The sequence below is a fragment of the Methylobacterium sp. TK26 genome (assembly GCF_055361565.1).
On the sequence record NZ_CM143965.1, the window covers coordinates 1,803,196 to 1,816,591 of the forward strand.

The 13,396-nt window shown below is 67.4% G+C and carries 15 protein-coding genes; 3 read left to right on the forward strand and 12 right to left on the reverse strand.

The window, feature by feature from the left end:
- Positions 1-28: 28 nt before the first annotated feature.
- The 10 genes from ACXJ1Y_RS08660 to ACXJ1Y_RS08705 all read right to left on the reverse strand — a co-directional run bounded on the left by ACXJ1Y_RS08660 (position 29) and on the right by ACXJ1Y_RS08705 (position 9,951).
- Positions 29-790 carry an ABC transporter permease gene (locus tag ACXJ1Y_RS08660; protein WP_463849637.1) on the reverse strand — a complete coding sequence of 254 codons (762 nt, stop codon included), beginning with the start codon at positions 788-790 and terminating at the stop codon, positions 29-31.
- 8 nt (positions 791-798) lie between these two features.
- Positions 799-1,725, reverse strand: a complete 927-nt coding sequence (locus ACXJ1Y_RS08665; RefSeq protein ID WP_463849638.1) for an ABC transporter ATP-binding protein — start codon at positions 1,723-1,725, stop codon at positions 799-801.
- Positions 1,726-1,814: 89 nt separating this feature from the next.
- The gene (locus ACXJ1Y_RS08670) at positions 1,815-2,075 is read right to left on the reverse strand and encodes a hypothetical protein (protein ID WP_463849639.1); all 261 of its coding nucleotides are present in this window, start codon (positions 2,073-2,075) and stop codon (positions 1,815-1,817) included.
- A 616-nt stretch (positions 2,076-2,691) separates the two neighbouring features.
- Positions 2,692-2,991 carry a hypothetical protein gene (locus ACXJ1Y_RS08675; protein ID WP_463849640.1) on the reverse strand — a complete coding sequence of 100 codons (300 nt, stop codon included), beginning with the start codon at positions 2,989-2,991 and terminating at the stop codon, positions 2,692-2,694.
- 81 nt (positions 2,992-3,072) lie between these two features.
- Positions 3,073-3,456, reverse strand: coding sequence for an SUF system Fe-S cluster assembly protein (locus tag ACXJ1Y_RS08680; RefSeq protein WP_243954517.1), 384 nt, complete (start codon positions 3,454-3,456; stop codon positions 3,073-3,075).
- A 51-nt stretch (positions 3,457-3,507) separates the two neighbouring features.
- Positions 3,508-4,752: a cysteine desulfurase gene (locus tag ACXJ1Y_RS08685; protein WP_463849641.1), complete on the reverse strand. Its 1,245-nt coding sequence runs from the start codon at positions 4,750-4,752 to the stop codon at positions 3,508-3,510.
- Positions 4,753-4,934: 182 nt separating this feature from the next.
- Positions 4,935-6,257, reverse strand: coding sequence for a SufB/SufD family protein (locus ACXJ1Y_RS08690; RefSeq protein ID WP_463849642.1), 1,323 nt, complete (start codon positions 6,255-6,257; stop codon positions 4,935-4,937).
- Positions 6,257-7,009 (reverse strand): Fe-S cluster assembly ATPase SufC, encoded by a 753-nt coding sequence (gene sufC / locus ACXJ1Y_RS08695; protein WP_463849643.1) that lies wholly within the window; start codon positions 7,007-7,009, stop codon positions 6,257-6,259. The genes ACXJ1Y_RS08690 and sufC overlap by 1 nt, the downstream gene beginning before the upstream one ends.
- 235 nt (positions 7,010-7,244) lie before the next feature.
- Entirely contained in the window at positions 7,245-8,714 is a 1,470-nt protein-coding gene (gene sufB, locus ACXJ1Y_RS08700; protein WP_463849644.1) for a Fe-S cluster assembly protein SufB, read from the reverse strand.
- A 67-nt stretch (positions 8,715-8,781) separates the two neighbouring features.
- Entirely contained in the window at positions 8,782-9,951 is a 1,170-nt protein-coding gene (locus tag ACXJ1Y_RS08705) for a cysteine desulfurase family protein (RefSeq protein ID WP_463849645.1), read from the reverse strand.
- Between the two features lie 266 nt (positions 9,952-10,217).
- Here ACXJ1Y_RS08705 and ACXJ1Y_RS08710 point away from each other — a divergent pair, with 266 nt between their 5' ends.
- The 3 genes from ACXJ1Y_RS08710 (at position 10,218) to ACXJ1Y_RS08720 (ending at position 12,740) form a co-directional block, all read left to right on the forward strand.
- A complete protein-coding gene (locus ACXJ1Y_RS08710; protein ID WP_243954529.1) occupies positions 10,218-10,874 on the forward strand; it encodes an alpha/beta hydrolase in 657 nt (218 codons plus the stop codon).
- A 113-nt stretch (positions 10,875-10,987) separates the two neighbouring features.
- Entirely contained in the window at positions 10,988-11,374 is a 387-nt protein-coding gene (locus ACXJ1Y_RS08715; RefSeq protein ID WP_463849646.1) for a response regulator, read from the forward strand.
- 70 nt (positions 11,375-11,444) lie between these two features.
- Positions 11,445-12,740 (forward strand): O-acetylhomoserine aminocarboxypropyltransferase/cysteine synthase family protein, encoded by a 1,296-nt coding sequence (locus tag ACXJ1Y_RS08720; RefSeq protein WP_463849647.1) that lies wholly within the window; start codon positions 11,445-11,447, stop codon positions 12,738-12,740.
- Positions 12,741-12,774: 34 nt separating this feature from the next.
- On the opposite strand, the gene ACXJ1Y_RS08725 is transcribed toward ACXJ1Y_RS08720, so the two are convergent.
- Positions 12,775-13,074: a type II toxin-antitoxin system RelE/ParE family toxin gene (locus tag ACXJ1Y_RS08725; RefSeq protein WP_463849648.1), complete on the reverse strand. Its 300-nt coding sequence runs from the start codon at positions 13,072-13,074 to the stop codon at positions 12,775-12,777.
- Entirely contained in the window at positions 13,071-13,352 is a 282-nt protein-coding gene (locus ACXJ1Y_RS08730) for a type II toxin-antitoxin system ParD family antitoxin (protein WP_463849649.1), read from the reverse strand. The genes ACXJ1Y_RS08725 and ACXJ1Y_RS08730 overlap by 4 nt, the downstream gene beginning before the upstream one ends.
- Positions 13,353-13,396: the final 44 nt, after the last annotated feature.

Here is a 13,396-nt window from a genome sequence, read left to right on the forward strand (position 1 = left end):
GGCTGAACCAACTCGTCTGAGTGCAGCCCTAGCTCTTCAGCCGGTAGCCCGTGCGGAAGATGTAGGTCACGAGGCCGAGGCAGATCACGAGGAAGAGCCCCGTCATGGCGAGGCTTACCGCGATGCCGACGTCGGCGGTGCCGAAGAACGCCCAGCGGAACCCGCTGATCAGATAGACGACCGGGTTCGCGAGGCTCACCGCGTGCCAGAAGGGCGGCAGCATGCTCACCGAGTAGAAGCTACCGCCGAGGAAGGTCAGCGGCGTCACCACGAGGAGCGGCACCAGCTGCAGTTTCTCGAACCCGTCCGCCCAGAGGCCGATGACGAAGCCGAACAGGCTGAACGTCGTGGCCGTGAGGAGGAGGAAGCCGATCATCCAGAACGGATGGTCGATCCGCAGGGGCACGAAGAGTGACGAGGTCGCGAGGATGATCAGCCCGATCAGGATCGACTTCGAGGCCGCCGCCCCGACATAGCCGAGCACCACCTCCACGGGGGAGATCGGCGCCGAGAGGATTTCGTAGATCGTGCCGGCGAAGCGCGGGAAGTAGATGCCGAACGAGGCGTTGGCGATGCTCTGCGTGAGCAGCGAGAGCATGATCAGCCCCGGCACGATGAACAGCCCGTAGGGCACGCCGTCCACGGCCGAGACCCGCGAGCCGATGGCCGCGCCGAACACCACGAAATAGAGCGTGGTCGAGATGACCGGCGCCAGGATGCTCTGCCCGGCGGTCCGCCAGAAGCGGCTCATCTCGAAACGGTAGATCGCCAGGACCGCTGGCCAGTTCATGCCGCCCATCACGCCGCCTCCCCGCGCACCAATCCGACGAAGATGTCCTCCAGGGAGGATTGCTCCGTGCGCAGGTCGCTGAACCGGATCTCCGCCTCGGACAGGGCGGTGAGCAGCCCGGTGATGCCGGTGCGTTCGGCCTTGGTGTCGTAGGTGTAGACCAGTTCGCGCCCCTCCCCCGTCAGGGCCAGGCCGAAATGCGCGAGGCTGTCCGGCACCGCGTCGAGGGGCGTCTGCAATTGCAGGATCAGGCGCTTGCGCCCGAGCTGGTGCATCAGCGCCGCCTTCTCCTCCACGAGGATGATCTGCCCGCCGCGGATCACGCCGATCCGGTCGGCCATCTCCTCGGCCTCCTCGATGTAGTGGGTGGTGAGGATGACCGTGACGCCCTCGTCCCGCAGGTCGCGCACGAGGCGCCACATGTCCTGGCGCAGTTCCACGTCGACGCCGGCCGTCGGCTCGTCGAGGAACAGCACGCGCGGCTGGTGCGAAAGCGCTTTGGCGATCAGCACCCGCCGCTTCATGCCGCCCGACAGGGTCATGAGCCGGTTGGTGCGCTTGTCCCACAGGGAGAGCGCCTTCAGCACCCGCTCGATATGGGCCGGGTCCGGCTTCATGCCGAACAGCCCGCGCGAGAAGCTGACCGTGTTCCACACCGTCTCGAAGGCGTCGGTGGTGAGTTCCTGCGGCACGAGCCCGATCGACCGCCGCGCCGCCCGGTAATCCCGGGCGATGTCGTAGCCATCGACGGTCACGGTGCCGGTGCTCGGCGTGACGATGCCGCAGACGATGTTGATGAGGGTCGATTTGCCGGCGCCGTTCGGCCCGAGCAGGGCGAAGATCTCACCCCGCTCGATGCCGAGGTTCACGCCCTTCAGGGCGCTGAACCCGGACGCGTAGGTTTTCGACAGGTCCGAAATGGAGATGATGGGCATCGCGCGGGGGCTGCAACGGGGTGGCGGCCTATAGCACGCCCACGTTCGGCCTTAGCCCCTCCCGCGTGCGCGGGCACACACCGGGCGGATCAGGCTTCTCCGCGCTTCGCGAAGGATTCGATCATGCGCAGGCAGAAGTCGCGCATCTTCGGATCGCGGATGCGGGTGAAGGCGGCGATCACGGCCGCGCATTCGCTGCTCGACGGCTCCGGGGCCGGCTCGGCCGGGGGGGCGCGGGTGAAGGTGCCGACCGGGATGTCCAGGGCGGTCGCGATCTGGCGCAGCAGCCGGGCCCGCGCGGCCGTGGATTGCGTGTCCTGTGTCGGAAGGAAGCCGCCCGCGTCAGTCATGGTGTCGTCCGCCCACTCGACCGGTTCGTCCGAAACCCTCGCGACCCCGGGCCGACGGCCCGTGGCGCAGCACTGCGACAACATTCAATAAGACGCCGATGTTTGCAACCTGCCAGCAGGGGGCAAGTCCTGAAACTATTCGCTGATATTGGTGGTCCGGTCTCATTCGATGGAAACTTACATATATTGATCGGCTTTCGTGCGGATCAGCATAAGTCGCGTCTCCCCGGTGCCGGAGGCTCTTCTAGCCACGCTTGAAGGGGATGTCGCGCATCTGCGTAGTCGCACGCCGAGCTAACGCGCCGACCAACAGTTTGGCCACAATCCAATTGTCCTCAAGGTGCGCAAGGGCACCGCAAGGTCAGTTGGTTAACGAAGATCCCGCCTCAACCGGCAAGGTTTACCGTTCATCAAGGTTTACGATTGGAAACCGTCAATGAATGGCTAACGGAGCGTGAAAGGACTCGCGAACAAACCCTTAATGCAGGCATCGTGAGGCCATCGACGAACCGGAGAGACCGATGAGCGCCCGCCTCGAAGACCTGAAGTTCCTCTTCACGCTCAGCGCGGTCGTGCTCTGCGGCAGCGGCCTCGACATCATCCTGCGCTGAGCGGATCAGGCCGCCTGCCGCTCGACCCGGCGAAGCGAATCCAGGGCTCGTTCGAGGGCCGCCCGGGCCTCGCGCCCGTCCTGCGCCAGGGTACGCGGGGCGCAATCCACGAAGACCTGCCGGGGGATACGGCCCGAGGCGGCGTTGCGGTTCGCCGAGGCGGCCACGGCGTTGCCGGTGAGGAGCAGCCCGCGCAGTTCCGCCGCCCGTGCTCGGCTCTCGGCCCGCAGGCGGACGAGGCCGATCACGAGACCGAGGAGCCCCGTCGCGACGAGGGCGAGCGCGAGAACGTATCCGAAAGCCATCCCACCGATCCGCGCGCCGATACCAGCCGAGGTGGGACTGTCTCCGCTCATGGTTAGCGCAAGCTTAACGGTCGCGGCCGCCTACCACATGTCGAGGGCGACGCGGGCCTCGTCGGACATGCGGCTCTGGTCCCACGGGGGATCGAACACCATCGTCACGCTGCAGGATTGAACGCCCGGCACGGCCGAGACGGCGTTCTCCACCCAACCCGGCATCTCGCCGGCCACGGGGCAGCCCGGAGCGGTGAGGGTCATGTCGATGGCGACTTTGCGGTCGTCGTCGATGTCGACTCGGTAGATCAGGCCGAGCTCGTAGATGTCGGCCGGGATCTCCGGGTCGTAGACGGACTTGAGGGCGACGACGATCGCGTCGGTCAGCCGGTCCATCTCCTCCGGCGGGATCGCCGAGGCGCCTTCGACGGCGGGCGTGTTGCTGCCGCCCGTGATGGTGGCGTCGGTGCTCATCGGTCTCAACCCTTCCCTCGCCGCGTTCAAGGCGCGGCCGGTGTCATACAATCAGGCGAACAGCATTTCGGCCTTCGCCAGCGCCTCGGCAAGCGCATCGATCTCATCGGTCGTGTTGTAAAGCCCGAACGAGGCGCGGCAGGTCGAGGTGGCGCCGAACCGCGTCAGCAGCGGCATGGCGCAATGGGTCCCCGCCCGCACCGCGACGCCCTGGCGGTCGATCACGGTGGCGATGTCGTGGGCATGGGCGCCCTTCATCTCGAAGCTGATGACGCCGCCCTTGCCCTTCGCCGTGCCGATGATCCGCAGGGAGTTCATCGCGCCGAGGCGCTGGTGGGCGTACTCGGTGAGCGTCGCCTCGTGCGCGGCGATGGTCTCGCGCCCGAGGGTCATCATGAATTCCAGCGCCGCGCCGAGGCCGACCGCCTCGATGATCGCGGGGGTGCCCGCCTCGAAGCGATGGGGCGGATCGTTGTAGGTGACGGCATCCTGGCTCACCGCGCGGATCATCTCGCCGCCGCCCTGGTAGGGGGGCAGGCGCTCCAGCCATTCCTTCTTGCCGTAGAGCACGCCGATGCCGGTCGGCCCGTAGACCTTGTGGCCGGTGAAGACGAAGAAGTCGCAATCGAGCGCCCGCACGTCCACCGGCTGGTGGACCGCGCTCTGCGCGCCATCGAGGAGCACCGGCACGCCGTGGGCATGGGCGATCCGCACGATCTCCTTGGCCGGCGTCACCGTGCCGAGCACATTCGACATGTGGGTGATCGCCACCATCTTGGTGCGCGGCGTGAACAGTTTTTCGTATTCCTCGACGAGGAAGTTGCCCTCGTCATCGACGGGCGCCCACTTGATCACGGCGCCCCGGCGCTCGCGCAGGAAGTGCCAGGGCACGATGTTGGAGTGGTGCTCCATGATCGAGAGGATGATCTCGTCACCCTCCCCGATCAGCCCGGCCCAGCCCATGGACGAGGCGACGAGGTTGTACGCCTCGGTGGCGTTGCGGGTGAAGATGATCTCGTCGGTGGAGGCGGCGTTGAGGAATTGCCGCGTGGTCTCGCGGGCACCCTCGAACCCCTCGGTCGCGGCGTTGGCCATGTAATGCAGGCCGCGATGCACGTTCGCGTAGCCGGTCTGCATGCAGTTCACCATCGCGTCGATGACGGCGCGGGGCTTCTGCGCGGAGGCGGCGTTGTCGAGATAGACGAGCGGTTTGCCGTAGACCGTCTCCGCCAGGATCGGGAACTCCTTGCGGATCTCCGAGACGTCGTAGGTCGAGGTGAGGACGGGTGCGTTCATGGGCGCGACCTTCTGAAGACTTTGCCGCTCCCTGACGCAAACCTCATCCTGAGGTGCCGGAGCGAAGCGGAGGCCTCGAAGGAGGCCTCCAGCTATCATTGCGGACCCTGAAGCCCTCCTTCGAGGCGGCTTTCGCCGCACCTCAGGATGAGGTCCCGGGTTGGACGGGTCGCGGAGCGGGGTCAGCCCCGCGCCGCGAGCCACGCCTCGATCTCGCCGATCAGCGCCTCGCGGGCGCCCTCGTGCGTGACCGTCTCGATGGCCTCGCCGAGGAAGGCCTGGACGAGAAGGCTCTGGGCGAGGGGGCGCGGCAGGCCGCGGGCCATCAGGTAGAACAGGAGGTCTTCGTCCGGCGCGCCGCAGGTGGCCCCGTGGCCGCAGGCGACGTCGTCGGCGAAGATTTCCAGCTCCGGCTTGTTCATCATCTGCCCCTCGTCCGTGAGGAGGAGACAATCGGACTTCATCTTGCCGTCGGTCTGCTGGGCCGCTTGGCGGACGATGATCTTGCCCTGGAACACTCCGGTGGCGTTGCCGTCGATCACCGTCTTGAACTTCTCGCGGCCGACCCCGCCCACCGCCGCGTGGTCGGCCAGCAGGGTCGAATCGGCGAGCTGCCCGTCGCCCAGCATGGCCGCGCCGTTGACGACGACCTTGGTGTTCTCACCCGCGATGTTCAGGAAGATCTGGTGACGCGACAGCACGGCGCCCGTCACCACGGCGACGGTCTCCAGTTCCGCCTCGTCGTCCAGCTTCACGCTGATCGTCGAGAGGGCGACGGCGGCCGAGCCTTCCGTGTTCATGCGGCTGTGCCGGAAGACCGAGCCCTTGCCGATATGCACGTCGAGGGCATCGTTCGGCTGGTAGGTCAGGCCGTCCGGCCCCTCGTGGCTCTCCACCATGGAGAGTTCGGCGCCGTCGGCCAGATCGACCAGGACGCGCGTCGCGGTGGAGAACGACTCGGAGCCGGTGTTCACGAAGCGCAGGTGCAGCGGCAGGTCGGGCTTGGCGCCGGCCGTGACGCCGATCAGCACGCCGTCCGCGAGGAAGGCGGTGTTCAGCTGGTAGATCGGGTTGTCCCGCGCCTGCTCCACCGGAGCGAGACGCTTCAGGCGCGGATCGGCCTTGCCCATGGCGTCGTTGATCGGCGTCACGGTCACGCCCTCCGGCAGGCCGGACAGGTCGGACAGGGCGCGGATCAGGTGGCCGTTGACGAAGGTCAGCCGGGCCGCCTCGATCGAGGCAAAGCCCTTCGCGGCGGCGACCGCCTTGCGGGCGGCCTCCGCCGAGGGAGCCTCGGCGGGCGGGGCGGCGTCGGTGATCGCGGCACGCAGGTCGGTGTACTTGAACGCCTCGACCCGGCGGCTCGGCAGGCCGGTGGCCTCGAAGAACTTGAACGCCTCCTCGCGGCCGATGGCCTCCTCGGTGGCGAAGCTCTTGCGCCCGGCTTCGAACAGCGCCGACAGGCCGGTCTCGGCGCCCGTGCGGAGGTTCTTGACCTCGGCCATCACGCGGCCTCCCCGGTGCGGTACTCGGCGTAGCCGGAGGCTTCGAGTTCCAGCGCCAGTTCCTTGCCGCCCGACTTCACGATCTGTCCCTTGGACATGACGTGCACCACGTCGGGGACGATGTAGTTCAGGAGCCGCTGGTAGTGGGTGATGACGAGGAAGGAGCGGCCTTCCGCGCGCAGGGCGTTCACGCCCTCGGAGACGATGCGCAGGGCATCGATGTCGAGGCCGGAATCGGTCTCGTCGAGGACGCAGAACTTCGGCTGAAGCAGCGCCATCTGGAGGATCTCCATGCGCTTCTTCTCGCCGCCGGAGAACCCGACATTGAGGGCGCGCTTGAGCATTTCCTTATTGATCTCAAGCTTGTCAGCCGCGCCGTTCACCGCGCGGATGAAGTCCGGGGTGGAGAGTTCGGCCTCGCCGCGCGCCTTGCGCTGGGCGTTCAGGCACGCCTTCAGGAAGGTCATGGTGCCGACGCCGGGGATCTCCAGCGGATACTGGAAGGCCAGGAACACGCCGGCGGCGGCGCGCTCGTCGGGGGCCATCTCCAGCACGTTCTGGCCGTCGAGCAGGATCTCGCCTTCGAGGACTTCATAGTCCTCCTTGCCGGCGATGACGTAGGAGAGCGTCGACTTGCCGGAGCCGTTCGGCCCCATGATCGCGGCGACTTCGCCATCCTTCACGGTGAGGTTGAGGCCGTTGAGGATGCGGTTGTCCTCGATCTGCACGACGAGGTTCTTGATTTCGAGCATAGGTCGTTCGTCCTGTTGAAGTTCGCGGATGCCCTCCGCCGTCTCCCATCCCATCCTCGCCCTCATCCTGAGGTGCTGCGAAGCAGCCTCGAAGGAGGCTTCCAGGGATCACCGAGACTTCTGGAGCCCTCCTTCGAGGCCCGCTGGCGCGGGCACCTCAGGATGAGGCCCAGGGGGGGACAAGTGTCGCTGCCCTCCCCCACAGCGGGGGAGGGAGAGGTGTTGTGCGTGTCGCTTAGCCCACCGAGCCTTCGAGGCTGATCGAGATCAGCTTCTGGGCCTCGACGGCGAACTCCATCGGCAGCTGCTGCAGCACGTCCCGGACGAAGCCGTTGACGATGAGCGCGGTCGCCTCCTCCTCGGAGAGGCCGCGCTGCTGGCAGTAGAACTTCTGGTCCTCGGAGATCTTCGAAGTCGTCGCCTCGTGCTCGAACACGGCGGAGGCGTTCTTCGACTCGATGTAGGGCACGGTATGCGCCCCGCACTGGTCGCCGATCAGCAGCGAGTCGCAGTTCGTGAAGTTCCGCGCGCCCTTGGCCTTCTTGTGGGCCGAGACGAGGCCCCGGTAGGTGTTCTGCGAACGCCCGGCCGAGATGCCCTTCGAGATGATCCGGCTCGTCGTGTTCTTGCCGAGATGGATCATCTTGGTGCCGGAATCGACCTGCTGCATGCCGTTCGACACCGCGATCGAGTAGAACTCGCCCCGGCTGTCGTCACCGCGCAGGATGCAGGACGGGTACTTCCACGTGATCGCCGAGCCGGTCTCGACCTGCGTCCACGAGATCTTCGAGCGGTCGCCACGGCAATCGCCGCGCTTCGTCACGAAGTTGTAGATGCCGCCCTTGCCGTCGTTGTCGCCCGGGTACCAGTTCTGGACGGTCGAGTACTTGATCTCGGCATCATCCAGGGCGACGAGCTCGACCACGGCCGCGTGGAGCTGGTTGTCGTCGCGCTTCGGGGCGGTGCAGCCCTCCAGGTACGAGACGTAGGAGCCCTTGTCGGCGATGATGAGCGTGCGCTCGAACTGGCCGGTGTCGCGCTCATTGATGCGGAAATAGGTCGACAGCTCCATCGGGCAGCGGACGCCCGGCGGGATGTAGACGAACGACCCATCCGAGAAGACGGCCGAGTTCAGCGTCGCGAAGAAGTTGTCGGTCGGCGGCACGACCGAGCCGAGATACTTCTTCACCAGTTCCGGGTGCTCGCGCACCGCCTCGGAGATCGGCATGAAGATCACGCCGGCCTTCTCCAGCTCCTTCTTGAAGGTCGTGGCGACCGACACGGAGTCGAACACCGCATCCACGGCCACCCGGCGCTCGGGGGCAATGCCCTCCAGCACCTCGACCTCGCGCAGCGGGATGCCGAGCTTCTCGTAGGTCTTGAGGATCTCGGGGTCGATCTCGTCGAGGGACATCGCCGCCGGGCGCTTCGGCGCGGCGTAGTAATAGATGTCGTTGTAATCGACCTTGTCGTAGGACACGCGGGCCCACTCGGGCTCCTTCATCGTGAGCCAGCGCTTGTAGGCGTCGAGGCGCCATTCCAGCAGCCACGCCGGCTCGTTCTTCTTGCCCGAAATGAAGCGGACGACGTCCTCGGAGATGCCCTTGGCGGACTTCTCCATCTCGATGGTGGTCTCGAACCCGTACTTGTACTGGTCGAGGTCGATCGAGCGGACCCGGTCGATGGTTTCCTGCACGGCAGGCATCAGCGTCTCCTGGCATGCCCGGCGTCAAGGGCCGGGAAGCGTGTGGATGTGGCTCGGGACGCGGCCCTCAGGCCGCCCGCCCTTGCCTCTCATATAGGGATGTCACGACCCGTTCGAAGGCGTGGAGGAAGCGGGTCACGTCCTCCTCCACGGTATTCCAGCCCAGACTCACCCGGAGCGCCCCGCCCGCGAGCGCCGGGGGCACGCCCATCGCCGCCAGTGTCGCGGAGCGCGCGACCTTGCCCGACGAGCAGGCCGAGCCCGACGAGACGGCCACCCCCGCGAGGTCGAGGGCGATCAGCGCCGCCGGGGCATCGAGCCCCGGAACGGCGAAGCTCAGCGTGTTCGGCAGGCGCGGCGCGCCCTCCCCGAACACCACCGCGTCCGACGCGAGGGCGCGGACACCCGCCTCGGCCCGGTCCCGGAGATCGGCGATCCGCGCCGCTTCGGCGCGTAGCGATTCGGCCGCGATCCGCGCCGCCTCTCCCATGCCAACGAGCGAGGGCAGGCTTTCGGTACCGCAGCGCAGGCGCTTTTCCTGGCCGCCCCCCCGGACAAAGGCCCCGTCCAGGGTCACGTCGTCGGCCATCACCAGCGCGCCGACACCCTTCGGGGCGGCGAACTTGTGGCCGGAGAGGGTCAGGGCGTCGAGACCGAGGCCGGCGAAATCCAAAGGGATCTTGCCCACAGCCTGCACCGCGTCACTGTGGACGAGGGCGCGGCCATGGGCGCGGGCCCGAGCAACAATCTCTGCGAGCGGCTGGATTACGCCGGTCTCGTTATTCGCGGCATGGACCGAGATCAGCACGCACTCCCCCGCGCGCGCCGCGAGGCGCGCGTCGAGGGCGGCGAGATCGATCACCCCCGCCGCATCCACCGGAAGGTGCTCCACCGCCTCGTCCGGGAAGCGATGGCCGGCGGCGACGCAGGGGTGCTCGCTCGCGCCGTGGAGAAGGCGGGTGGGGGCCGGCCAGCCCCGGCGGCGCAGGGCGCCAGAGAGGACCGCGTTCGCGGCCTCCGTCCCGCCGCTGGTGAACACGACCTGCCCTGGCTTCGCGCCGACGAGACCCGCCACTTGCGCCCGCGCGCCTTCGAGCGCCGCCCGTGCCGCCCGGCCCTCGGCATGGATCGAGGAGGGGTTGCCCGGCAGGGTCAGGGCGCGCGCCACCGCCGCCGCCACATCCGGACGAACCGGGGCGGTCGCATTGTGGTCGAGATAGGCGCGGGTCTTGTCCATCGCCGTAATGCTTCGTCTCCAATCGCGCGAAGTGCTTGCACGCAGGGTGGCCCGCCGTGTTAAGGCGCGCCGAGAGAAATACCGGTCCCTCCGGCCGAGATCGTCCCGGCACACCACCCTGCGGTGGACTTACGCCGTACTTTAGAACGCTTCTAATGACCTAGAATTGTTCTAAGAGTGCTTTTATGACGTAGGTCCATCGAGTCAAGGTGGTCCGCTGCGGTGCGGGAACGGACGGCCGAGGGCGACGGAGCGAGAGGACGAACATGCCAGAGGTCATCTTCACCGGTCCCGCCGGGCGCCTGGAGGGCCGTTATCAGGCCCCCAAGAAGCGCGGCGCTCCCATCGCCATCGTGCTGCACCCGCACCCGCAGTTCGGCGGCACGATGAACAATCAAATCGTGTACAATCTTTTCTACACGTTCGCCAATCGCGGCTTCGCAGCCCTGCGCTTCAATTTTCGCGGGGTCGGCCGCAGCCAGGGCGCCTTCGATCACGGCTCGGGCGAATTGTCCGACGCGGCGGCGGCGCTCGATTGGGTGCAGGCGGTGAACCCGGAGGCGAAGGCCTGCTGGATCGCGGGCGTGTCCTTCGGCTCGTGGATCGGCATGCAGTTGCTGATGCGCCGCCCGGAGATCGAGGGCTTCATCTCCATCGCGGCCATGGCCAACCGCTACGATTTCACCTTCCTGGCCCCCTGCCCTTCCTCCGGCCTGTTCGTGCACGGCTCCGAGGACCGGGTCGCGCCGGCCCGCGAGGTGATGCCGGTGATCGAGAAGGTGAAGACGCAGAAGGGCGTCATCATCGAGCACCAGATCGTGGACGGGGCGAACCACTTCTTCGACGGCAAGGTCGATGAGCTGACGCAGACCGTCGACACCTATCTCGACAAGCGTCTGGGCAAGCGGGAAGAGGCCGCCTGAGGCAATATGCGGGTGGATGCCGGTAGTCGGCTTACCGTCCCTCACCTTGACGCGGCGGGGCGCTCCGAATAGGGCGCCCCTTCCATCCCTGTCGCGGAACGTATCCACGCCTGATGACGGATAGCCCCTCCGAGCAACCGGTCGTCCTGCTGGTCGAAGACGACGGCCTCCTCCTGATGGAGGCGTCCGACACCCTCGCGGATGCCGGCTTCACGGTTCTGGAGGCATCGCACGCGGACAAGGCCCTCGCCGTCCTGGAGAACCGGAACGACGTCGAGGTGCTGATGACCGACGTGGATATGCCGCAGGGCTCCATGGACGGTTTTGCCCTCGCCCGCCTCGTGGCGCATCGCTGGCCCGGTATTCCGGTGCTGGTCGTGTCCGGGATGGGCACGCCCGGCCCTCACGACATGCCCGACGGGGCCCGCTTCATCCCGAAGCCCTACGAGCCGACAACCCTGGTCCGAACCCTGCGCGCCTTCATTCGCCGCGCGGCCTGAGCCATAAGGGACCGACCTTTCGGCCGTGGCCGATCCGCGCGGTGCCGAGCCGCCTGACCCGACGAGTCCCATGACCGACGAGACCCGACAGCACCGGTTCGCGACCCAGGCGATCCATGCGGGCGCCGCCCCCGACCCGGCCACGGGCGCGCGGGTGCAACCGATCTACTTCACGAACGGCTTCGTGTTCGATTCGACCGAGCAGGCGGCCGACATCTTCGCCGTGCGCAAGACCGGCTTCTCCTACTCGCGCGGCTCGAACCCGACCGTCGCGGCCCTGGAGCGGCGCGTCGCGGCCCTGGAAGGCGCCAAGGCGGCCATCGCCGTGGCCTCCGGTCAGTCCGCGGTGCTGCTCGTGCTGATGACGCTGATGCGCAGCGGCGATTCCTACGTCGTGTCCCCGCGTCTGTTCGGCGGGTCCCTCGGGCTGATGCGCCGCCTGGACGGCCGCTACGACATGAAGCCCCGCTTCGCCCGCGGCATGGAGCCGGCGGATTTCGAGGCGGCGATCACGCCGGGCTGCAAGGCCATCGTCTGCGAGTCCATCGTGAACCCTTGCGGCTTCGTGATGGACATCGAGGGGATCGCGGCGGTGGCCAAGCGCCACGGCCTGCCGCTGATCGTGGACAACACCCTCGCCTCCCCGGCGCTGATCCGGCCGATCGAGCACGGCGCCGACATCGTCGTGCACTCGACCTCGAAGTTCCTGGCGGGCTCGGGCCAGGTGATCGGCGGCGTGATCTGCGACGGCGGCACCTTCGACTGGGTGAAGGCCGGCGGCTACGACCTGATCAACGACCCCTGGCCGGATTACGATGGGCTCGTCATCCCGCAGCGCTTCCCGGAGACGCCGTTCGCGGTGGCCTGCCGCCTGTTCGGCCTGCGCGACCTCGGCCCCGGCCTCTCGCCGATGAACGCCTTCCTGACGCTCACCGGCATCGAGACCCTGCCGCTGCGTATGGAGCGCCACTGTTCCAACGCGAAGATTGTCGCCGCCTACCTCAAGGATCACCCGGCGGTAGAGTGGGTGAGCTATCCCGGCCTGCCTGGCCAGACGGGCGAGGCGAACGCGGCGCGCTACACGCCGAAGGGACCCGGCTCGATCTTCACCTTCGCCCTCAAGGGCGGTGAGCCGGCCGCGCTGAAGTTCATCACCTCGCTGGACCTCGTCTCGCACCTCGTCAACATCGGTGAGATAAAGACCCTGGCGATCCACCCGGCCACCACGACCCACCGCCAATTGCCCGACAACGAAAAGGCCATCGCCTTCGTCGGGCCGGAGACGGTGCGCCTCTCCATCGGGCTGGAGAACGTCGAGGACCTGATCGCGGATATCGCGCAGGCGCTGGAGCAGGCGGGAGGCTAGGGTACCGCCCCCGTTGAGCGATTCTGCGGTCTCATCACAGGGCGCTGCTCCAATCCCGGCCGCCGTAGAAGAGACGCAGCACCACGACACGGTCTTCCTCGACGACGAAGGCAACCGATACGCGTCGCTCGAAGCCGATGACACGGAGATCGGGCCGGATGTCGCCGCGCAAGCTTCCGCGCTCCGCGCCGTAGGCAAGTCCCTCGCAGAACTCGCGGAGGCGTTGCTCATATTGCGCCGCGACCGCCGCGCTGTTGGCGTCCGCGACGCTGTCGTAGATCGCTTCGAGGTCGGCGGCGGCGTCAGGCGTGAAGATGACCTGCCGACGCTTCACGCCTCGCCCGTCAGTCTCTGGGCATGTCGACGCCGCATGCGCTCCGCCATGTCCTCGGGCGTCAGGCCGCCGGCCGGATCGGCCTTCCACCGGTCGTAGGTTGCCGCCACGTCCTCGCGCAGCCATCGCTCGACGGCGGCGTCGCGCTCCTGCAAGGCGCGAAGGCCGGCGCGCACCACCTCGCTGGCACTCGCGAACGAGCCGGCCTTCACCTGCGCGTCAATGAACGCCGCCTGCTCCTGCGGCAGGCTGAATGTGCGCTTCTCGACGCTTCCCATCCGATCCCCACTCCGTCAGCTTGGTATGAAGATATCACACCGCG